The organism is Gemmiger sp. (genome assembly GCF_057431175.1).
Genome location: NZ_DBMDDV010000004.1, coordinates 101338 through 123160, shown reverse-complemented (window position 1 = coordinate 123160; position 21823 = coordinate 101338). Strand labels below are relative to the sequence as shown.

Here is a 21823-nt window from a genome sequence, read left to right as displayed (position 1 = left end):
CTTATGGAAGAGATACAATTTTCAAGTCGGATATTATTATTGAGTGCAAGGAATTAAAAATTGTGTTCTCATGTGATAATGTTGAATTGTCTGAAATAGAGGTGTTGTATGGAGATATGCAATTACCATTTGACACAGGTAGGATTAAAGAAATTAAAAGGAATAAACTCGTAGATACTTATAGCGAATTTGGTTTTCAGGCGATTGTGTTTACAACAAGATTAACAAGAAAGGTGAAAAAGTTGGTGGCGAAAGTTCTTCATCGTACATGAATGTGAATTTCCAGAAAAAGTACCCTAACTGGGAAACGGCACATAATTTCACCACCTGAACAGGGAGTCATCTTGCAGAGCTTGTTTGAGCAGGGGATTTCTTTCTCTACTAATGACGCTTTCCAGATAACAGGCATCGGCATCGCTGCCTTCTGCTGAAAGATTATAGGACATCTGTATTAGGCTGAACAGTCGTGCGCTCTTCTGCGTATTGTGTGTTACACAGTATGCATAAATCGCTCCGAAAGCCCCATGTGCACGGAGTTTTAGCCCCACCGCGTCGGGAAAGTAACCCCACTTTCACGGTATGCGATCAATAATCCCCTGGCTAGAAATTAAGTCCATTAAGTGCGATAATAGATTCTGAGAAGTCTAAGAATCTAAAAAGATGGAGTAAAAAATGGCGGGTGAATATCACAGTTTAAAAAAGCAGCATTATCTGAAGCTAATCAAGGAATGTGCTCATAGCAGGAAAACCAACCGTGAATGGTGTTCTGAAAACGGAATTGCATATTCCAGCTTCATGCGCTGGCAGGCGCTGCTAAGGGATGAGGCAGCTGGGAAAGTCATGGAACAGCAGGCAATAGTCCCTGTGAAAATAGCTCCGCCAGCACCCGTCAACAGTATTCCAGCCAATAAATCGCACCAGGAGATTCGCATCCAGAAAGATGGAGTGTCAATTTTCTTGCCAAGTACTCTGCCTGCTGCATACATTCTGGAAATTGTGAAAGGACTCGCCTAATGCTGGGAGATATTCGTCAGGCCCAAAATGTGTATATCGTTACCGGGTATACAGATATGCGCAAAGGGCTTCGAAGTCTGGTCCCGTATGTTATGCAGAACTTCAAAATGGATCCATATGACAGGGGCTTATTTCTGTTCGTAACCGATCAATAATCCCCCGTGAAGGCAAAAAATAAGAACACCTCGAAACCGAGATGCTCTTATTTTTTGCCTTCACGGGGGTATTGATCGCTTACTGAAGTTCAACTCATGGTAGCCAATGTTGCAGAGGAAGAGGCCACCGAAACATTCCACGAGATGCAGGTTGAAATTGATCGGTTGTTACGGCGCATTCATCTTTTGGAGGCTTTACTGCAAAGAAATGGTATCCCGGCACCCGAATTAGACGATTGACTTTTACTCTGCCAGTAAAAACGCTGTCAGAGCTTTTGGCTGCCATGGTCACCGGTGAGGGTGGCTTAAACATTCAGACAGAGTGACCTATTATATTATCCGTTTGTTTCCAATACATAGGTTGGGGCTTTAGCGCGTGAAAGTGTCGCTAAAACTCCGTGCAAGCGTCGCTACTGCACCGATATATGCACGATATATGCATTGGCTGCGAAAGCTATGCCACGGAGGAGATTCTCTTGTAAACACCATAGGATTCTTCTCCATCCGGAACAGAATCAATCTCAGCGTAATTCACTAAAGAACCACTGACTATTTTGCTCTGGTCCAGTACAAAATAATCAAGCCCATCCTCTAGAGCAACCTGTTCGACCTCATCCAAGTTAATCTGATCACCGTTTATAGGCCCGAAGCAGGGGGATTGAAAATTTCTCCATTCGCTATACGACCCATAGGGCATCATGATTGTTGCATCATACTGACGGACATACATGGCTAGATCGTGAGGAAAAGCAGCACGACAGGCTTCACCGTTTTGCTCTGTTAGAATAATATCACAGGTTTTCTCAACAGATGCGGGTACCTTATACAGGTTCGCAGCTACTTCCCAAGGCCAGCCGATGTCTACCTTAGGGAGGATGGTGTTATACTGACGAGTGGAGGACATTACGCCCAAAGCTAATACCGCTATAAGCGCAGCCTTGGCTGCTGGACGTTTGGCCTTCCACAGACTGTCTGCAATGCAGTATGCAACGATTAGGTCGAACGGTAATGTCCAGTAAAAGCGGCATATCTGTATATAATCGCGTCCCTCGGCGTAGCTACCTACGAATGGGGAAAGCAGGATAAGCATTCCCAATGCAGTCGGAGCCAAAAGAAATGTGATGGTTCGTTTGTGCTTTTCATCATCTGATAAAATGAGATAAGCAATAGCAAACAAAAAGGGAAGGAAATAGAACCCACGGGAAGTGGCAAGATTAAATACATCAAGAGCGATTGAAAACAATTCATGTAAACGATTCATTTTTCCTGCCTCCACCAGTTAGCGAGTGATGTAGTAAAGAGCCAGGCAGGGAATGATGCAGATGCCTAACTTGATGCAGAAAAGCAAATTCCGCTTTCGGACAAAATGACACAGGCCAAGTACGCCTAAGAGGAAGGGAACCATAAGGAAGGACGAAGCTGCTACCATACAGCCGGCCCAGGCTGTCAGGGCTAGCAGAACCCAGAGCTGCAACTGATGCTTTTTGTTGGTTTCGTTTTCGAGAATAAGGAACAGGTACAGAATAAACGGGCAAATGAGCATAGCGGTCACAGTTTTGCCGTACCAGCTGTACATAAGCAGCCACCATTGTCGGACGCCGCCACCACAGCTACCAAGCTCATAAGCAATCTGTAGAAATAGTAGACCAGCCAGGGGCTTTTCTTCTTCGCCACCAAACATGTCCTTCAAAATCAGGTACATGATGATATAGGCAGTAGGTATAACAATAACAGGCAGGAGCGTCCGGCAGAGAATGGATGGGTGGATGCCTGTGAGTTGAGTCATTGTGGCCCATATGATGCCCCAGAGTGCGATTTTATGATGTGGCTCGATTTGATCCAAAATATCAACTTGGCGGCCAGTCTGCGGTTCATACTGGTTGATGGTGTTGGTGTAGAGGGCGGTTGTTGATTGAGCTAAGTAATCTGAGTCATCGAAGGCGAGAAAATATCCAGTCACGGTGCGGGCTGTCTGCAACACAACCATTACAATAACCAGCGCCAATAGGATCCGAGCTGTCCGGGATAGTTGCAAGCCCTTTGCAGGTAATAGTGCCATTCGACCGTGGGTATACCGAACCAATACACCAGCAATGGTCAACAGGATCATTACTGCACTCCACAACACAGTAAGGGTGGTAAGTGATGTTTTAAACAACAGCGCACAGGGCAAACCAATGATCTCATATGTGCCCCAAGCAGTGGCAAGTCCTGCTAGATATGACACAGGAGAAATTACGCTCCGCTCAGGGAAAAACAACCCGCCAATGGCTAGCGGAACGGCAAGCATAAGTAAGTAGAACCAGACCACTTGTAAAGCAAACATAGTAAGCCCCCCAACAATTCCATGAAATATTATACATTATAACATACTGTCTGGGTGGGCGCAAGACAAGTGACAAACGGGCGTAAAGAGATGGACTTATGCTCTCTCAAATTGTCCGCAAGTAGAGCATAGAAAAACGCCCAACATCTCCCGAACTGTTCGCTTTCGGGGCGATTTTGGACGTTTTTATTTGATACGGCTTTACGGTGGTGGGAAAGCCCACTATTTGCTGCTTTGTGGCAATAGAAAAGCGCCACATCGCTGCGGCGCTTTTGCTTTGCGCGGAAGATGGAGCGAGGGGGCTGTTCAGTTATCTGTTGTGCTTTCTCTTGCTGGCAACAACGGCTGTTCCAATGGCTGCACTACCACTGACAAGCATAAGGACAACCAGCAAAGCAGGGTTGCTTGTGTCGCCGGTCTGCGGAATGGTGTGCTGAGGTGTGGCTGTTGCAGCAGGTGCCGGAGTGGCCGTGGCGGCAGGTGCCGGAGTGGCCGTTGCAGCAGGTGCCGGGGTGGTCTTGTCGGCGTCCTTGTATTGCAGGGCGGAAAGGGCAGTTTCGATAGCCTTTGCCATGGCATCTACTTCGCCCTGCTCGGTAATGTTCTTCCCACGGGCAACGGCATTGACGGCGTTTTCCACAGCGGAGAAATCCTTGTAGTCATTCTTCTTCAAAGCATTTGCCTTGGCGAGGGCTGCATCGACCTTGGTGTAGTCGGCGTCCTTGTATTGCAGGGCGGCAATCGCATCTTCGATAGCTTTCGCCATTGCATTAACTTCGCTCTGTTCAGTAATGTTCTTGTCACGGTCAACAGCATTGACGGCAACTTCCACACCGGAAAAATCCTTGTACTCATCCTTCTTCAAAGCATTTGCCTTGGCAATGGCTTCGTCGACCTTAGTGTAGTCGGCAGGTAAATATGTCATTGCAACCGTCTGCGTATGCGTTGCCGGATCGGCGGTGATCGTTATATTGCCGGTGTATGCTTTGCAGTTATCAGCGGTTACTTCAACAGGGTAAGTTCCTGCTTCCAAACTGACAGAGCCGGTAACCTCCTGACCATTCACTTTAACAACAACATTGGTCAGACCGACTGGCGCTACAATGAAAGAAACCGGATAGACAGCCTTTGTGATAAAATGAACATTTTTATAAAGTGCAAAGTACTGAGTACCGCTGGAAAGCAGGTCAATTTCTGTTCCTTCCGAGTCTACAGCTTTTGCATAGTTCAGATGATAGCCATCGGCAATCACAGGTACACTTTCATCGAAAATTGCAGGGATATTATCCGCATTCGTATTCTTTGCATCAATCTCTGCTTCTTCTACGGTAAAAGTACCGTTACAGCCCATCGGGAATTTACCGTCAGTGGTTACTTTGGCGCCTCCTTTGATCAGAATATTGCCTTTTGCCCATATTGCACCGTCCGCAGTAGAGGTACAGTTTACCTCGCCGCCGTTAACCGTCAGATCGCCTGCAGCATACAGACCGGGATAATAGCTTGTTGCTTTAACTTTAGATGCAGCAAGCTCAATATCGCCGCCGTTTCCTTCGTTATCTTTCCTGATAAATGCTCCGTTGCGTTTGTCCTGAGTCGCCTTAAGCGTAACATCGGCGCCGTTTATAATCTTCAGCCAATGGGCATCGATTCCGGCATACAAGCCGGTGGAATTCACTGTTGCCCCGTCAATTTCGACCATTCTTCCGGCTATGCCCAATCCGCCTTCAGAGTTTATTATGACCCTTGCTTTATCGGAAATCTTGACGTCAGCCCCTGTGCTAATTCCATCGTAGTTATTCCCGATAACGTTGATCACCAGTGTTCCATCGCCGGTAATCTCGACAGAATTGCTGTAATTGAGGTATATTCCCACTCCTCCGCCGGGATCGGTTCGGGTAATGCTATTTGTCCCGGTCAACCGTATCTTCAACGTACTGGGGATAGTCGTTTTAATACCGTAGTCTGACATGGTGTCGTTGTCAAGGGTGGCATTGTTCAAGGACAAGGTGTGAGTGGTCGGGTCATAACTTACTGTTCCACTGAAAAGATTATCCTTATTCTCAGACGTGACCTGTACGCCGTCTACCCAGATGTCGTAGACCGTGGAATCCGCTGCCAGTACTGTGACAGGCAGGAGTCCAACTACCATTACAATGCTGAGTAGGATTGCAAATAGTTTTTTCTTCATAAGAGTTCAGAGTTCCTCCACTTTTTAATTGTCCGCCATTTACTTCCTCCGACAGCGGACACGCCGGAGAAGACAGAAGGTTTAACCGGAAAAGATTGATTTGCCTGTCGTGGTTAGGACTTCAATATCAAACCACCATCCTTCCAACAAACGCAAAAAGCCGAAGCCAAGGCATAATACGCCCTGTCTCCGGCAACTGGTTCGTTATAAATTGTATGATATAAGACTTGACACGCTGAAAAAACGGCGCTATGCTCCTGCCGAGCCGAGCCGAGCCGAGCCGAGCCGAGCCGAGCCGAGCCGAGCCATTTTCGCGCCTTTGAGCATCATTGTCAAGCCCTCCTTCCGTAATTGTAGTAAGAAAAGAATATCGATCCCATTCCTCACAAATATACATAAATATTATAGCAGATTCTCCATAAAACCACAAGTAGCGCTCAAAATATTGTCGTTCACCTTCTAAACACATTACCTCTTCCATTACTATCCCGACTTTATGACTTCTTGAATGCTATCTGAAAAAGAAAAACCGCTGTGCAGCCGATAGCGGTTCATCGTCATATTTTGTTTTCAGAACAGCCAAGCAAATAACGCTGATGCAGCGACAATCAAGGCGCTTCCTGCCAGCGATAGCAGCATCGGTGCTGCAAATGGGCATAACAGCAGCGCCACAAGCGCCGAAGCTACTGCCTGTGCATAGCTGCCATCCAGCAGCGCAAAAACAGGCTGACCACATACAGTCGCAAACACCCTGCCGTCTGCAAGCTGACGGACGTAGACCCGGACACGGGTTGCAAGGAATTTGAGATTGAAAAGGGACGCTTCTCTTTCCGGCTGACCGCCCCATACAGAGAGGAACGCCGCAGGGAGGCAAGCGAAGCGGCGAAAAACGAATAAAAGGGTTTTAGGGCTTCGTTGATTGTTGCGTTGGCAGCTCCACCGCGATGGTCGTGCCCTTGTCCGAACTTTCCTCCACCCAAACGGAGCCGCCGTGGAGATCGGCGATCTCCCACACCAGAGAGAGCCCCAGCCCCGCACCGCCGTACTCGCGGCTGCGGGACTTATCCACACGGAAAAAGGGCTGGAAGATGCTTTGCTGATACTTCTCCGGAATGCCGCAGCCGGTATCGGAAACGCGAATCAGGAGTTTTTCCGTTTCCTGTGTGACACAGACCCGCACCGAGCCGCCGGGGCGGTTGTACTTAACGGCGTTCTCTGTCAGATTAAAGATCAGCCGGTAGATCAGCGCATCGCTGCCGGTCATAACGCCGTCGCCATCCGCCTCCAGCGTGATGCCGCGCTTTTCCACCAGTGGCGCAAGATCCGTAAAAATCTCCTCAATCATGGGAGCAAGCTGGATCCGCTCGTTCCGTGCCACTTGCCGCAGATTGCTCATCTCCAGCAGCGTCTTGGTCAGCCGGGTCAGACGTTCCGTCTGCTCCCGCAGGAGGGTGAGAAACTCCGCAATCTCCGGCGGCACGTCGGGGTGCTCGGAGGAAAACAGATCCAGCTGCGCCTGCATCAGCGTCAGCGGCGTGCGCAGCTCGTGGGCGGCATTGCCGGTGAACTGCCGCTGGGCGGCAAAGGCATTGTTCAGCCGCTCCAGCATCTGGTTGAACGAGCGGCTCAGCTGCCGGAATTCCGGAATAACGTCTTCATCGATCCTCATATCGGCAAGATTGTTCAGCTGCACCTGCTCCACCTGCGAGGCAAAACTGTGCAGGGGCTTGAGTGCGCGTCCGCTGACAAAATAGGTCAGCACACCGCTGAGCAGCATTACCGCAGCCGTGATGTACCAGTTGGTAGTGCGGAAGCGCCCCTGCGCCCCATCGACGACGATGGTCAGCTCCTCGTCGGGCGCTATGTGCTGCGGGTCAAAGCTCACCGCACCGCCCTCATTCAGGATTACCGTGCCGCCGCCCTGTAGGCTGTCCGCAATGGTGTCCATATAGTACACACCGGAGGAGCAGAGCAGCAGATTCATGATCACGCAGGTGACGCCGATGAGCAGGACGGTCATCAGGGTGATGCGCCACTGCAAGGAAAGACGCTTCATGCTTCCTCGCCTCCCATCAGATAGCCCTCGCCGATGCGGTTGCGGATGGGGTCATAGCCCAGCGCGGCGCGGAGCTTTTTGCGCAGGGCGGAGATGTGGACGCGAATGGAATTGCTGAAGCTGTCCACGCTGTTGTCCCAAACGTGATCCATCAGTTCCTCCTGACTCACGGGCCGCCCCTGATGCACCATCAGGTATTCGAGTATCCCTGTTTCCTTGCGGGTGAGCGTCAGTGCCTGCCCGTTGACGGCGGCGGTACGAGAGCGTGTGTCAAAGGTCAGGCCGCCGCAGGTCAGCAGCACATCCTGCTGGGTGAACTGCCGCAGGGTCAGGCTGCGAATGCGAGCCTCCAGCTCGGCAAGATGAAAGGGCTTTGCCAGATAGTCATTGGCTCCGGCATCTAACCCCTCCACCTTGTCCTCCACCTCACCCCGGGCAGAGAGGATCAGTACCTTTGTCTCCCGGTCGGTCTGCCGCAGGGTGCGCAGCACTGTCATGCCGTCCTTCCCCGGCAGGTTCAGATCCAGCAGCACCAGATCGTAGCGCTCCACGCCCAGAAGCTCCAACGCCTTTTCCCCGTCGTAGCAGCAGTCCACGCTGTACGCTTGGCGCCGCAGGCTGCGGACAATGGTTTCACACAGGGCGCGTTCGTCTTCAATTACTAAAAGGTGCATGAGAGCCCTCCTTTTTTATTCATTTTCATGTTATTATAATTATAGCAAAACCGGATAAGGTTTGCGTTAAATTTTCGTTCTTAACAGTGACTTTAACTCTCTTGTGCTATGATAGCGGCAGAAAAAGTGAAAGGGTGATGGAATTGAGCCATGTAAAAAAGGCGGCGGCGCAGGCCGTGCTGCTGGTTGTGGGCATCGCCATGCTGTGTTTCGGCGTATGGCGCGGCGAGATGGCGACGGTGCTGAGCAAAGCGATCAAATTATGTCTGGAGTGTGTGGGCATTGGATAAGAAATTTTCGGGCGCGTCACAACTTCTGTCCCGCTTCCGGGGCTGGATACAGGTGGGGGCAGCCTTATTGACCAACCTGCACCTGCCGAACTTCCTCAAAGGCGGGCTGTATCAGGGCGCGGGGAAAAACGTCTGCGTGCCGGGGCTGAACTGCTACTCCTGCCCAGCGGCCTCCGGTGCCTGTCCCATCGGGGCGTTTCAGGCGGTGGTGGGGTCTTCCAAGTTCAGCTTTTCCTATTATATCACAGGTTTCCTTATTTTGCTGGGAGTCCTGCTGGGACGCTTTATCTGCGGTTTTCTGTGTCCCTTCGGCTGGTTTCAGGAACTGCTGCATAAAATCCCCACTAAGAAGCTTTCCACAAAGAGGCTGAAGCCGCTGACATACCTGAAATACGCTGTGCTGCTGGTGATGGTCTTCCTGCTGCCGGCGTTCCTTGTGAATGATGTAGGCATGGGCGACCCGTTCTTCTGTAAATACCTCTGCCCACAGGGCGTGCTGGAGGGGGCCATCCCACTGTCCCTTGCCAATTCCGGCATCCGGGCGGCGCTGGGGAGCCTGTTTACATGGAAATTCTGCATCCTGCTGGCGGTGATCGTGCTGAGCGTGGTATTCTACCGCCCCTTCTGCAAGTGGCTGTGCCCGCTGGGTGCGTTTTACGCGCTGTTCAACAGGGTATCCCTGTTCCAGATGAAGGTAGACAGGAGCAAATGCGTCTCCTGCGGGAAATGCGCCAAGGCCTGCAAAATGGATGTGGACGTGACAAAGACGCCCAACCATGCCGAGTGCATCCGTTGCGGAATGTGCGTCCGCGCCTGTCCTACCAGCGCCGTCAGCTTCCGCTACGGCTTTGGAGACGGTAAAGATAAAACCAAGGCGGCTGCAATGCCGCAGAAAAACAATGATAACAAGGAGAAATAAAAAGATGAAGATGAATCGAACGAAACCTGCCGGCCGATTGCTGGCGCTGCTGCTTATCGCCCTGATTGCGCTGTCTTTGGCTGCCTGCGGAGCAAAGGGCGCAGACAAAACGGACGCAACGAGCAGCGAACCGAAGAATGCCGAGGAAGCGGCTGCCATGTACAACGATCTGATGGCGCAGGAAAATGGCATTCTCTCGGAGAACACCGAACTTTGGGACAAGGTATTCATGGCAGCCGACAAGGGCATGACTATGCAGGAGGACGGCAAAAACTACGGTGATTTCCTGCTCAGTACAATTGAATCCGCCAAGGATCAGTTTACGGCAGATGAGCTGAAACTGCTTCAGGAAAAAGCGGAGACGATTCGCGACATCGAAAACAAGCTGACCGTGATTGAGGAAAAGTACCCCGATGCGGTACAGCAATCTATAGATGACGCCATGAGCGTGCCTGCGGGCAGCGACATGACCGCGCCGCCTGATGACGGCAGTGTGCAGAAATTCCCTGCCTTTGAGGGCAAGGATCTGGATGGGAACCCTGTGAAGAGTGACGAGCTGTTCTCCGGCAACGCCGTCACCGTAGTGAATTTCTGGTTCACCACCTGCAATCCCTGCGTGGGCGAGCTTGCCGATCTGGACGCGCTGAACAAGAAGCTTGCGGAGAAGGGCGGCGCACTCATCGGCGTCAACACCTTTACGCTGGACGGCGACGAGGCAGCGATCTCCGAGGCGAAGGACGTACTGGCCAAGAAGGGCGCCACCTATCAGAACGTGTATTTCGATTCCGACGGAGAAGCGGGAAAGTTCACTGGCAACATCTTTGCCTATCCCACCACCTATGTGGTTGACAGGAACGGCAACATCGTGGGCGACCCCATCGTAGGCGCTATCACGGAAAAGAAGCAGGCGGAGACGCTGCAAAAGCTCATCGACCAGGCTCTTGCCGCCGATATGGGCTGACAAACGAATTCGTCTCCAATATATCGGCTTGGATTATTTATGATCCGGAGAGCAAAGGCTCTCTGTAACCATCCGTTTGAGCGCTTACATAAAAACAAATATCATCTAAGAAAATACCGCCAAGCAGTTGGGAAAAACTGCTTGGCGGTATTTTACTTTAGAATAATCAATGCTTTCGTTCTTTAAGAAACGCTGCATGGTAAAGAAAAAGTGATTCAATTATTAGTGAAATCTTGTAGACTAAAATAATATAACAGCCTTCCTGTTGCTTGACATATAGCAAGTTGCAGGCAGGCTGTTGCTGTATGTGCTCCAGGCATGGGTAATAGGGTAAGCGCATAATAAATGACGTCCTTTTTGGGTCGAGCCATAGCTTGATCCTCCTGCGTTTTATAGTTGCGAAGCAACTCCCGATAAGCCGTAGGCGTTCGGCTGCAAACACATTTATGTGGAGCCAGATAGCCAAAACCTGTGATTTTGTGCGTAGACATTCAGTTGAGATTCCGCCCCATATTCAGGAGAGAATTCGAATGGATGAACCGCTTGAATAAGAGCCTGTCCAGCAAGGCTGCTTTCCCTTCCCGATATTAACAGCTGTCTCGTGAACCGAATTTCAACGTCACAAATTCACAAAAGCAAATATCCGCCACATTCTCTGGATATGACGGATATTTATGGACTTACTTTAGTTATTTCGCTTGTCTACTTGACAAGGGGCTGATCATCTTCTCAATCAGGCGGGTGTTTCATTCCGCAGGAATGTGAAAGTTATAGGCTCAGCGTTTCTACCCATGCAGAAAAATCGGCTTTGCTGGAGTAGGAGTTGAACACCTTACCATGTAATAACTTTGCACCGGGGCAGCTCGGCGCAAGTTTTTCATTGGTCTTACCCATGCCGCTGCCGCCGGAGGTGGCAAAGGGGATGATGGTCTTACCTTTTAAGTTGTAGCTTTCCAGAAATGTATTAATAATGGTGGGAGCAACATACCACCAGATAGGGAATCCGACGAAAATAGTATCATACTCGTCCATGTTATCACGTGTGGCAGCAATAGCAGGGCGAGAGGTTGCCTTAAAGGTGCCATGTGCATAGCCGCCTACCTGCCGAAACTGGTAGGTTTCATAACTGGCGTTCAACGACAAGACAATGGTGAACATGGACGTAAACAGCAGCGTTGTCAGCGCAATGGCAAAAATGGTGATCAGATTGCGGCGGTTTGCATAAAGAGATCTTAAATCTGCCTGTATTTCAAAAAATTCAGGCAGACACTGGTTATGGCGTCCGTGGAAAAACTTCAAAATATATGGCAAATTTGCACAAAATATAACATGGTAATTTATACTTTAGAGATAAATTGGCGAGATTGGTCATATGACCTTTTCTTTTGCCGGAGACTGTGTTATTTTTCAATCAGAAGAAAACGTTACAAGTCGTAATTGCTGGCAAACAGCTCCAATGCATGAGCATTCTTAACCACAAAGCACTTTTTTCGGTAGTCGATGATGCCCTGTTGTATGCAGCTCCGAACCACACGATTGACGCTTCGCAAGGGCGCCCGCACCTGGGAAACCAGTTCCTCTTTTGTCAGGCGGGAAAGCTGTCCCCTGCTGTAATAGCTCCAGATGCACCCCAGTACCCGTTCGCGAATGGGCAAAAGGGCAATGCGGGACATGGAATCCGAGGTCAGGTACATTCGGCGGGTGAGCATTTCGCAGAGGAACAGGTCAAAGTCAAACACCTCCCGCATCCATTGGAACACGGTCTCCTTGTCCAGAACCAGAATACGGCAGGCTGTTTTGACCCGCACCGCATAGGGCTTGTATTCCGGGGAGAATATCTCTACCTCGCCAAACACATCTCCTGCGGAAAAGGTGTTTACCACAATAGCGTTGCCGCCGCCGGATTCCTTTTGCACCTCAAGCAGGCCGGACAGCACAATATAAAGGCAGCAGGTCGGCATGGCAGCAGGGGAGATGATGCAGTCCCCTTCCGAATACTCCCGCTGCTGGAATTTTTGCCGGATCTCCGGCGGAGCTGTCTGCGCCAGCTCCAAAATGTCAACGGCCATAACACCCTCCTTCGGACCAAACAGTCGCAAAACGTTTATTTTCAGTATAGCATCTTGTTCAGGGGCTGACAAGTAAAAGAATGGCTCCTTCCACGCATTATTTATGGTTATGCAGCGTGAACGCTTGCAATAAAAAGAACATTCAATAAAAAGGAGAATGACAAATGAAAAATCTTATTTCCGTAGCACTGGCTCTGATAATGGCCTTCTCTCTGGCAGCCTGCGGCGGCAGCGCCCAGACTTCCGGCAGCCAGAATACGCAGGGCAAGCAGGACACCGAGCTTACCAAGGTGATTTATATCGGCGGCACTCTGGGTGATGCCGGTATCGCCGATTCCACCTATGAGGGGTTCCGGCGCATTGTTGACGAACTGCCCGTGGACGGCCAGTACATAGAGTTGCCGACCGATCCCTCTGCTTACGCAGCCACTCTTCTGGACGCCTGCGACCAGGAACCCGCTATGATTTTCACCTCTGCCAACAACGGCATGATCGATGAAGTGGTTTCCGCCGCCCCCAACTATCCCGACATCAAGTTCATGGTTCTGGATACCGCCCTGTCTCAAGATGGCATTGACAAGCTGGACAACTTTGTGGGCGTTCTCTGCGCCCAGAACGAAGTTTCCTTCCTCACCGGCTATCTGGCTATGCGGATGAGCAAGACCGGCAAGGTCGGCATTGTGGTTGGCGTTGAATACCCCACCCTCAGCGACTTTATCACCGGCTACATCAGCGGCGCTCAGTACGCCAACCCCAATGCTCAGGTAGCGGTTTCTGCCTCCGGCGACTTCGTTGACCAGGCTGCCGCCAAGGAGACCGCTCTGGCCCAGATTCGTCAGGGCTGCGATGTCATCTATGCCGTAGGCGCTGCCTCCTCCTTTGGCACTCTGGAAGCCTGCAAGGAATCCGGCGTATGGGGCATCGGCTGCGATACCGACCTGGCTGCTCAGTTCATTGGTGTGGACGACGCTCAGGCTGACTGCATCATCACTTCTGCCTACAAGGATTGGGGCAACATCTCTTACAGCTGGGTCAAGCGCGTTCTGGAAGGTGCCGACGACATCAACTGGGGCGGTGTAGAGATCTATGGCGTTGCCGATGGCGGATGCAAGATCATCGAGAACTCTATCTACGAGAAACAGGTTCCTGCAGAGATTCGTGCCGACATGGACGCCCTGGTAGAAGCCGTAACCAACGGCGAGGTCACCTGCCCCTCCTACTTTGATATGACCGAGGAGCAGTATCTGGAACTGAAGAACTCTGTAACCGTAAAATAACCACGCATACTTAACGGAAACGCCGGGGCGGGAAGAACCCTTCCCCTCCGGCTTTCCTTTATCCCGTACCACCGGAGGTCAATATGGCAGAACAGATTTTACTGATGGACAACATCACCGTCATCTATCCCAACGGCTTTGCCGCCAACCGCGATGTACGGCTTGCCTGCGAGCGTGGCTCCATTCATGCGCTGCTTGGAGAAAACGGCGCCGGAAAAACCACCCTGATGAAAGTGCTTTTCGGCTTTTTGGAACCAACCGAGGGGCAAATTGTGCTGAAGGGTCAGCCCATCCGCTTTAAGGACTCCTTGGATGCGATTCGTCACGGTGTGGGCATGGTTCACCAGCATTTTATGCTGGTGGATGAACTGACCGTTGCCGAAAACCTGGTGCTGGGCATGGAGCCGCTGCGCCGCAGGCTTTTTGACATGGAGGAGGCCGTCCGCATTACACAGGACATCGCGAAAAAATACAACTTTGAGGTAGATCCCAGGGCTACCGTGGCAGAGTGCTCTGTGGGGGTGAAGCAGAAGATTGAAATCATGAAAGCGCTGCTTCGGGGTGCCGAGATCCTGATTTTAGACGAGCCTACTGCCGTGCTGACTCCCCAAGAGGTTACCGAACTCTTTGTGGAATTGAAAAAGCTGCGGGATATGGGACATACCATCGTCTTTATCTCCCACAAACTCAATGAAGTCAAGGAGTTGTGCGACAGCTTTACCATTTTGCGCCGAGGCCGCACAGTGGCAGTGGGCAACGTCAACGATTACACCGAGCAGGAACTTTCCAACATGATGGTAGGCCGCGATGTTTCGCTGGAAGTGGAAAAAGGTGCTCCTGCCGGAGAAAAGCGAGAGGCCCTGCGGGTCGAGAACCTGTATTACAACAGCGTCAGCGGAAAGCAACTTCTGCAAAGCGTATCCTTTTCCCTTTATCGGGGCCGTATTCTGGGCGTTGCCGGTGTGGAGGGCAATGGTCAAAAAGAGCTAAGCGAAATTCTTACCGGTCTGCGCAGCTTTACACGAGGTGAAATCACCCTGGAGGGCGAAAGTGTCAAAGGTAAAAGCGTGCGTCAGATTCGGCAGATGGGCATCAGCAACATCTCCGAGGACCGCATGACCTACGGTTGTGCCCCCACCATGAGTGTCACCGACAATATCATTGCCGACCGCTATTACAGCGGAAAGTATTCCCATGGCATCCGGCTGGATGTCAAGGCCATTCGCCATGATGTGGAGGAGCTGGTCAAGACCTTTGATGTGGTATGCCCCGGCACCGCAAGTATGTCCGGTATGCTTTCCGGCGGCAATATCCAGAAAATGATCGCCGCCCGAGAGTTTACCAGCGGGGCACGGGTCATTGTAGCGAACCAGCCCACCCGAGGTATTGACGTTGGCTCCTCAGAGTTTATCCACCAACAGCTGGTGCGCCTTGCCCGAGAGCAGGATGCAGCCGTGCTGCTTGTTTCTGCAGACCTTACCGAGCTTTTGCAGCTGAGCGATAGTCTGATCGTTATGTTTGGCGGCGAAATCACCGCATACTTTCCCGACTCCCGTGAGGTAAACGACCTGATGCTGGGCGAGTATATGCTGGGTGTCCGTAAAATGACCGCCGAGGAAATACAGGAGGCGCTGCAATGAAAAAGTCTTCTCAATTTGTCATCAAGCACTTTGAACTGATCCGCATCGCAGCTGCCGTGCTCATTGGCTTTGCGCTGGCGCTGGTGTTTCTGCTCTTTGTCAGCAAGGATCCCCTCGATGCTATCAGCACCTTTATTCTGGGGCCGTTCCAGAGCCCGCGCCGTTTCTTCAACATCATTGAACTGGCCATACCGTTGCTGTTTACCTCGCTGGGCATGTGCTTTATGCTCCGTGCGGGAGAGTTCAACCTCATTGTAGAAGGCGGTTTCATGCTTTCCGGTGCTGTAACGGCATGGCTTGCCTCCACGGCCCTCCCTGCCGATTTTCCTCCTGTGCTTTTCCCGCTGGTCTGCATTCTGGCCGGTGCGGTGGTAGGCGGTGTCTGCGGTGCCATTCCGGCACTGCTGAACATCAAGTGGCACGCCAACGTGGTGGTTGTCACCATTATGCTCAACTATGTACTAACCTATGCCTCAACCTATGTGCTGCGCTACTGGATGCGCGACACCACCGTGACCTATCTGGGTTCTAAGCGCCTGGCAGAAAACGCCAAGCTGCCTGTGCTGCTAAAGGGAACAAGTCTTCATGCCGGCATCTTTATCGTGATTCTGGCCACAATCTTTACCTGGTGGTTCCTCAACCGTACCACCAAGGGCTTTGAAATCAAGGTAACAGGTCAGAACCACAGCTTTGCACGGTACATCGGCATTAACGTAACCAGTGCTATGCTGCTGGCGCAGGTTATGGGCGGTGCCATGGGCGGCATTGGCGGTGCCGTAGAAATTTTGGGCAAATACGACCGCTTTCTGTGGACAGCCCAGACCGGTTATGGATTCAGCGGACTGATGATTACCGTACTGGCCCGCAACAACCCTGTGGCCATTCCCTTTGTGGCACTGCTGTTTGCCTATCTCCAGATCGGTGCCAACATCGTGGGTACTACCACCGATGTTCCCTCCGAGTTCGTTATGGTCATTCAGGCCATCATTATCCTGCTGGTTGCTGCCACGCTGTTCTTAGATTCCTTCCGCAAGCGTGCCGTAGTGCGGCTGGCACAGCAGAACAAGGAGGTATAACCCATGTCACAATTTCTGACTTCCGATTATCTCATAGCTTTTCTGTTTTCGGTAATTCGTATGTCCACCCCCATCATCTTCTGTGCACTGGGGGCGCTTATCGCCAGCCATGCAGGGGCCATCAATATGGCCCTGGAGGGCATTATGCTGACCGCTTCGCTGCTGGCGGTTATGTTTAGCGCCTGGCTGCAAAACTGCTGGGCCGGACTTCTGGGGGCTGTTCTGGGCGGGCTTCTCATGTCTTTGCTCTTTGCCTGGCTGCACCTTTATAAGGATTCCGACCTCATCATCACCGGGCTGGCCCTGAACACCATGGCTTCCGGCGGCACGGTGTACCTGCTGTATCTGGCATGCGGCGATAAGGGCACAAGCCGCCTGCTGCCAAGCATCAACCTGCCCAACGTGGAGCTGCCTCTGATTCGGCATATCCCTGTACTAGGGCCCGTGCTGTCCGGACACAATATCCTCACCTATCTGGCTCTTGTTGCGGTGTTTCTGTGCTGGGTACTGGTGTTCCGCAGCCGTCTGGGGTTGCGGATTCGCGCCGTGGGTTTCAACCCCAATGCTGCCGCCTCGGTAGGCATCAGCGTTCGCCGCGTCAAGTTTGAGGCTCTGCTGCTTTCCGGCTTGTTTGCCTCCCTGGGCGGCGCATTCATGTCCATGGGCTACCTGTCTTATTTTGCCCGCGATATGATGGCGGGGCGCGGCTACATTGGCATTGCCGCCGCCACGCTGGCAGACGGCCATTGCCTTTCTACCCTGCTGGCCTCTCTGGGCTTCGGCACAGCCAACGCCGCCTCCATCACCCTGGCCACCATGAACCTCAAGGCCGACTTGGTGGCCATGATACCTTATCTTGTTACCGTCATCGGGCTGGTCATCGTTTCGGCCCGCAAGCAGGCCAAGGCCCGCAAATTGCAGGCTGATAAATAAAACGGTTCTACACAATGGAAGGAGTATATCATTATGAGCTTTGAAGTAACCAACTGCATTAAAAAGATGCATCACTCCGGTTTCGTCGTAAAGGATCTGGATCGTTCTCTGCGTTTTTATCAGGACACCCTGAAAATGGATCTGAAAATGCGCTGGATTGAAACTGCCGAGCAGTGTGATGTGGGCATGTGTGTGCCCGGCTGCAAGCTGGAGCTGGCGCAGCTGGTGGGTTACGGTGCCGAGGTGGAGCTGATCCAGTTCCTGGACCAGCCCGGTACCGATGCCCCGCTGGAACCCAACCACATTGGCGTGGGGCACATCTCCTTTGAGGTCTACGACCTGCAGGCCATGGTGGCCTATCTGGAGGAGGCCGGCTATAAGATGGCCAGCGAGGTGATGGTGGTTCCTGAGTTGAACATCACCTGGGTTCATGCCCTGGATCCCGATGGTGTCCACATTGAACTGATGCAGTTCCTGAACCAGGACTGACCGTAACATACGCAAAGCGAGGAATTTCAAATGGGAACTTTGCAAGCCCATATCCGTTTGGATGTATCTTTGAATATCCCCTATGCCCTGCTGCCCGGAGATCCGGCTCGTATCGACCATATTGCCCGGCATCTGGAAAACGTGACGGAACTGGCATATAACCGTGAGTTCCGCAGCATCAGCGGCACCTATAAAGGAGTACAGGTGCTGGCAGTCTCCACCGGCATCGGCGGAGCTTCCATGGGCATCGCCTTGGAGGAGTTGCATGGCTGCGGTGTCCAATGTGCCATCCGCATTGGCAGCTGTGGCGCATTGCAGCATGATATTGCCCCCGGCCAACTAGTTTTGGCTGAAGGCGCTGTGCGGGATGACGGCGCATCGGCAGCTTATCTACCCCTAAGCTACCCGGCCGTGGCAGACCATCGGCTGCTGGCGTGCTGCTGTCAGGCGGCGCAGGAGCAGGGCTTTGGCCATTGTTGCGGCCTTGTACGCAGCCACGACAGCTTTTATACGGATAGAGAATCGGAAATTTGCCGCACATGGTCTGACAGGGGGATTCTGGGGGCAGATATGGAAACAGCCGCCTTGTATACCATTGGCCGTCTGCGTGGAATCGCCACAGCCTCTATCCTGAACAATATAGCCCCCTACGAAAGCGATGTAGCCGAAAGTGTTGCCGACTATGTGGACGGCGACCGCCTTGCCATGCAGGGGGAGAGCAACGAGATTCTCACGGCGTTGGAGGCCTTTGTGCGGTGGGAGGAGCAGTATGGAGCACACTAAACAGCTTCTGCGCGTAGCGGAGATTGAAACCGTTGCCCCGTATGTCAACCGCTACCGCTTTACCGCTGCCCAAGGGGCACCGGCGCCTTTCCTGCCCGGTCAGTTTCTCTGCCTGTACTATGAGATCGATGGGGCCACGGCCGTCCGCCCCTATTCCATCGCCTCCTCCCCCAAGGAGGCTGCACAAGGGGGGTACTATGACCTGTTTATCCATGTGGGTGGCAGCTTTACCTCCCGTTGGCTTGGCAGGCATATTACCGTGGGGGATACTGTCATGGCTTCCCACCCGCTGGGAGAATTTTGTATTTGCCCCCAAACGCCACAGAAAATCGTGGGCATCAGCGGCGGTATGAGCGTTACCCCTCTGCGCTCCATGGTTCGCAGTATTGTGGACGAATCGACCGATCGGGAAATCACCCTTTTCTGCGGCTGGGATACCAGCCGGGAGGTACTGTTCCGCGAGGAGTTCATGCAGCTTGCTCGGGAATGCAGCCGCGTTCATGTTCAGTTTTCCTTGGTACAGGACCCCCAGCCGGGAGACAAGCAGGGGTATTTTACCTCGCAGGATATTCTGCGGGAAACGGATGCCCATGCGGCAGCTTACTATCTTTGCGGCCCTCAGGAAATGTATCACAGCCTGCATGACGGGTTGATTGCAGGGGGCGTCACCTCGGAGCGCTATCATCAGGAGATTCCCGGTGAGCTGCACAGTCCGGATTATGCCACAGCTCCCGCAGAGCAGTATCCCCTGACCATCCAAACCGACAGCGGCAGCATCACCGTGACAGCCAACGCCAATGAAAGCGTACTGGTAGCGCTGGAACGTGCAGGGCTGTCACCCCGTGCCTACTGCCGCAGCGGCTCCTGCGGCTTCTGCCGTTCCCTTCTGCTTGAGGGTCAGGTCTGGACTGACCCCGGCCGGGCCAAGCCCCCCGAAAACAGCGTGTTCCACCCCTGCTGTTCTTTCCCCCGCAGCGCCCTCACCGTGGCCCTGCCGAAGTAAAGTCGACAGAAACCATTTTGAAGTACAACAACGCCCGCCCGGAGCAGTGCCCCGCCTTTCGGCTTAAGCACTGCTCCGGCGGCTGCTGTGCTTAGAATTGTGCGGTATTGCCTTAAGAAATGGTTCAAGGGCAGTGAAGAACAATACGCCATCATTGGAGGAACGGCGTGTGATATTCTGATGACGGAAGAAGGATTGGACTTCCGAGCAACAAAGGACATTGACCTTGTTCTCATTATAGAAGCAGTTGACGCGAATTTCGGAAAGAAATTCTGGGAATATGTAAAACAAGCTGGATATGAACATTGCAATAAAAGTTCGGGTGTGCCGCAATTTTATCGTTTTAGCCACCCAATCTCGAATCAGTATCCTGCGATGATTGAACTTTTCACCCGAAAGTTAGATGCTATTCAGCTTCCAGAAAATGCAGTATTAACGCCGCTGCCGATGGACGAAGATATTTCGAGTTTGTCCGCTATCCTATTGGACGATGATTACTACGAATTTTTGAAACAAGGGAAAGTTGCTGTCGATGGAGTGACTGTCTTGGATGCGGCATATCTGATTCCATTTAAGGCAAAAGCGTGGATGGATTTGACGGATCGAAAAGCTGCTGGAGAACACGTTGACAGCAAAAATATCAAGAAGCATAAGAACGATGTTTTCCGCCTGACGGAATTGATTGATCCCACGGTCAAGATTACGGCTCCCCAAGGCGTTTATACAGATGTTCAAGAGTTCGTGCAGCGGATGCAAAACGAAAGCGTGGACATTAAGCAATTGGGGCTGGTAGGGAGAACGAAAGATCGGATTTTGGATGAACTAAAAGATTTGTATATAGCACAGTGACTATAGAGCCATTTCAGGTGTCATGCAGAGATGCAATGAACTGAGATGGCTCTTTTCTTTTGAATAAAGGCTCATTGAAGCTAAGGCAACACCGCACAATTCCCGCCTGACGGCTTAAGCGCCGCTCTGGCGGCTGCGGTACGGCATCTGCGTTGCCAAAATGCTCGATAAGACATCCAGTATTATCTGCGCTTTTGGCTTAGCATCTACCGCACCTCGCTCGCCGTATCGGCACTTAGAATTATGCGGTATTGCCCTAAATCAATCGCGAAAAGGTTCTGCTGACGAGATCTCAGAAGCAATGGTGAGTGCCGGACAAGGAGAGTGTTCAACTTGGGAGACTTCTTCTCGAATGAAAAAAGTCGGCCGGGAATTTTTGAAGGCGTTTGTTTCGAACAATATTACTATCGGTAGTGAACGACCGTGACTGATGCAGAAATATTATACAATTCAGTGTGAAATGATGGTGCAGGAACTGATGTGCAAACTTGCACTGTAAAAATTGTACAATCCTACGTAAATAACGGCGTGAGCAGACCCGAAATGGCAAGTAAATAGCGATAAAGCGATAGTGGGTGTAATTCAGGGTACTTTTTACAACACATAGTCAAACCTACCGCCATCAAGACCCCCCACAACTAAATTGCAGAACAGGCAACGAATAAGAATTGAGCATATAACTTATTTGATGGATGCGACCAATAAAGAACTCAGCTACATTTTGTGAGAAATGCATTACATCATCTGCTTCTTTTGAGCCTTTACGATGGGCTAAAGGGCATCAGTGCCTTTCTTCATTGGGGGATAGCTTCAATTGTGAACTTTTTGTAAATTTAACGAATTCGAGGTGTGCTTTTGTCCGAAATTTACATCTCTTATAGTATAGAAGGCCAAAAACCTTCTAACAAGAGAATAGCGTCCTCTGCAGTACCGCTTTGGGGAAGCAGCGCCAGGATCGGATAGGGAGCGTGCCAAGAAGCGAGGAAACATACTGTACCCCGGCAACGGGATGCAGGGCACAGCGCCGGGAAGGGTTGCCTGTCTGGAATGGCAGAGGGAGAGAAACGCAACAGCTATAACGACAGATCGTGCCGTGGAGGAATCATCTTCCACGGCATTTT

At 51.6% G+C, this 21823-nt stretch carries 22 protein-coding genes and 1 pseudogene; 16 read left to right on the top strand and 7 right to left on the bottom strand.

Annotated features, from left to right (window positions below; genetic code table 11):
• The 4 genes from ACZO0A_RS03265 to ACZO0A_RS03250 all read left to right on the top strand — a co-directional run.
• The coding region (locus ACZO0A_RS03265) for a hypothetical protein (protein WP_486846027.1) at positions 1-272 on the top strand (272 nt) is incomplete at its 5' end.
• Positions 273-672: 400 nt separating this feature from the next.
• On the top strand, positions 673-1014 hold the full coding sequence (tnpA, locus tag ACZO0A_RS03260) for an IS66 family insertion sequence element accessory protein TnpA (RefSeq protein WP_308132878.1): 342 nt from the start codon (positions 673-675) through the stop codon (positions 1012-1014).
• Entirely contained in the window at positions 1014-1169 is a 156-nt protein-coding gene (tnpB, locus tag ACZO0A_RS03255; protein WP_374116775.1) for an IS66 family insertion sequence element accessory protein TnpB, read from the top strand. The genes tnpA and tnpB overlap by 1 nt, the downstream gene beginning before the upstream one ends.
• A 96-nt stretch (positions 1170-1265) precedes the next feature.
• Entirely contained in the window at positions 1266-1409 is a 144-nt protein-coding gene (locus tag ACZO0A_RS03250) for a hypothetical protein (protein WP_308132877.1), read from the top strand.
• Positions 1410-1623: 214 nt separating this feature from the next.
• Here the strand turns inward: ACZO0A_RS03250 and ACZO0A_RS03245 are convergent, their stop codons facing one another.
• The 3 genes from ACZO0A_RS03245 to ACZO0A_RS03235 form a co-directional block, all read right to left on the bottom strand.
• Positions 1624-2430: a hypothetical protein gene (locus ACZO0A_RS03245; RefSeq protein WP_308132876.1), complete on the bottom strand. Its 807-nt coding sequence runs from the start codon at positions 2428-2430 to the stop codon at positions 1624-1626.
• A gap of 18 nt (positions 2431-2448) precedes the next feature.
• Positions 2449-3495 (bottom strand): DUF6077 domain-containing protein, encoded by a 1047-nt coding sequence (locus ACZO0A_RS03240; RefSeq protein WP_486846026.1) that lies wholly within the window; start codon positions 3493-3495, stop codon positions 2449-2451.
• A 310-nt stretch (positions 3496-3805) separates the two neighbouring features.
• The gene (locus tag ACZO0A_RS03235) at positions 3806-5683 is read right to left on the bottom strand and encodes an LPXTG cell wall anchor domain-containing protein (protein WP_486846025.1); all 1878 of its coding nucleotides are present in this window, start codon (positions 5681-5683) and stop codon (positions 3806-3808) included.
• 717 nt (positions 5684-6400) lie between these two features.
• On the opposite strand from ACZO0A_RS03235, the pseudogene ACZO0A_RS03230 reads away from it, so the two are divergent.
• A pseudogene (locus tag ACZO0A_RS03230) lies at positions 6401-6580 on the top strand (hypothetical protein); the annotation flags it as partial.
• A 7-nt stretch (positions 6581-6587) separates the two neighbouring features.
• Here ACZO0A_RS03230 and ACZO0A_RS03225 read toward each other — a convergent pair.
• Together ACZO0A_RS03225 and ACZO0A_RS03220 are read right to left on the bottom strand one after the other, a co-directional pair.
• Positions 6588-7739 carry a sensor histidine kinase gene (locus ACZO0A_RS03225; protein ID WP_486846024.1) on the bottom strand — a complete coding sequence of 384 codons (1152 nt, stop codon included), beginning with the start codon at positions 7737-7739 and terminating at the stop codon, positions 6588-6590.
• On the bottom strand, positions 7736-8413 hold the full coding sequence (locus ACZO0A_RS03220; protein WP_486846023.1) for a response regulator transcription factor: 678 nt from the start codon (positions 8411-8413) through the stop codon (positions 7736-7738). Before ACZO0A_RS03220 ends, ACZO0A_RS03225 begins: the two co-directional genes overlap by 4 nt.
• Before the next feature lie 143 nt (positions 8414-8556).
• On the opposite strand from ACZO0A_RS03220, the gene ACZO0A_RS03215 reads away from it, so the two are divergent.
• The 3 genes from ACZO0A_RS03215 to ACZO0A_RS03205 are packed head-to-tail and all read left to right on the top strand — an operon-like array spanning position 8557 to position 10583.
• Positions 8557-8703, top strand: coding sequence for a CD1871A family CXXC motif-containing protein (locus tag ACZO0A_RS03215; RefSeq protein WP_486846022.1), 147 nt, complete (start codon positions 8557-8559; stop codon positions 8701-8703).
• 25 nt (positions 8704-8728) lie between these two features.
• On the top strand, positions 8729-9622 hold the full coding sequence (locus tag ACZO0A_RS03210) for a 4Fe-4S binding protein (protein ID WP_486846029.1): 894 nt from the start codon (positions 8729-8731) through the stop codon (positions 9620-9622).
• A gap of 10 nt (positions 9623-9632) precedes the next feature.
• Positions 9633-10583, top strand: coding sequence for a TlpA disulfide reductase family protein (locus ACZO0A_RS03205; protein WP_486846028.1), 951 nt, complete (start codon positions 9633-9635; stop codon positions 10581-10583).
• A 768-nt stretch (positions 10584-11351) separates the two neighbouring features.
• Here ACZO0A_RS03205 and ACZO0A_RS03200 read toward each other — a convergent pair.
• Both ACZO0A_RS03200 and ACZO0A_RS03195 read right to left on the bottom strand, forming a co-directional pair.
• A complete protein-coding gene (locus ACZO0A_RS03200) occupies positions 11352-11882 on the bottom strand; it encodes a flavodoxin (RefSeq protein WP_302375190.1) in 531 nt (176 codons plus the stop codon).
• 125 nt (positions 11883-12007) lie between these two features.
• Entirely contained in the window at positions 12008-12652 is a 645-nt protein-coding gene (locus ACZO0A_RS03195) for a Crp/Fnr family transcriptional regulator (protein ID WP_291231270.1), read from the bottom strand.
• Between the two features lie 164 nt (positions 12653-12816).
• Here ACZO0A_RS03195 and ACZO0A_RS03190 point away from each other — a divergent pair, with 164 nt between their 5' ends.
• The 8 genes from ACZO0A_RS03190 to ACZO0A_RS03155 all read left to right on the top strand — a co-directional run bounded on the left by ACZO0A_RS03190 (position 12817) and on the right by ACZO0A_RS03155 (position 20702).
• The gene (locus tag ACZO0A_RS03190; RefSeq protein ID WP_291231271.1) at positions 12817-13929 is read left to right on the top strand and encodes a BMP family ABC transporter substrate-binding protein; all 1113 of its coding nucleotides are present in this window, start codon (positions 12817-12819) and stop codon (positions 13927-13929) included.
• An 83-nt stretch (positions 13930-14012) separates the two neighbouring features.
• A complete protein-coding gene (locus tag ACZO0A_RS03185; RefSeq protein WP_302375192.1) occupies positions 14013-15569 on the top strand; it encodes an ABC transporter ATP-binding protein in 1557 nt (518 codons plus the stop codon).
• The gene (locus ACZO0A_RS03180; protein WP_291231273.1) at positions 15566-16645 is read left to right on the top strand and encodes an ABC transporter permease; all 1080 of its coding nucleotides are present in this window, start codon (positions 15566-15568) and stop codon (positions 16643-16645) included. Before ACZO0A_RS03185 ends, ACZO0A_RS03180 begins: the two co-directional genes overlap by 4 nt.
• A 3-nt stretch (positions 16646-16648) precedes the next feature.
• On the top strand, positions 16649-17578 hold the full coding sequence (locus ACZO0A_RS03175; protein WP_302375194.1) for an ABC transporter permease: 930 nt from the start codon (positions 16649-16651) through the stop codon (positions 17576-17578).
• A gap of 33 nt (positions 17579-17611) precedes the next feature.
• Entirely contained in the window at positions 17612-18067 is a 456-nt protein-coding gene (locus ACZO0A_RS03170) for a VOC family protein (protein ID WP_302375195.1), read from the top strand.
• A gap of 30 nt (positions 18068-18097) precedes the next feature.
• Positions 18098-18850 carry a nucleoside phosphorylase gene (locus ACZO0A_RS03165; RefSeq protein ID WP_302375196.1) on the top strand — a complete coding sequence of 251 codons (753 nt, stop codon included), beginning with the start codon at positions 18098-18100 and terminating at the stop codon, positions 18848-18850.
• Positions 18837-19853 carry an iron-sulfur cluster-binding domain-containing protein gene (locus ACZO0A_RS03160; RefSeq protein ID WP_302375197.1) on the top strand — a complete coding sequence of 339 codons (1017 nt, stop codon included), beginning with the start codon at positions 18837-18839 and terminating at the stop codon, positions 19851-19853. The genes ACZO0A_RS03165 and ACZO0A_RS03160 overlap by 14 nt, the downstream gene beginning before the upstream one ends.
• 87 nt (positions 19854-19940) lie before the next feature.
• Entirely contained in the window at positions 19941-20702 is a 762-nt protein-coding gene (locus tag ACZO0A_RS03155) for a hypothetical protein (RefSeq protein WP_302375199.1), read from the top strand.
• Positions 20703-21823: the final 1121 nt, after the last annotated feature.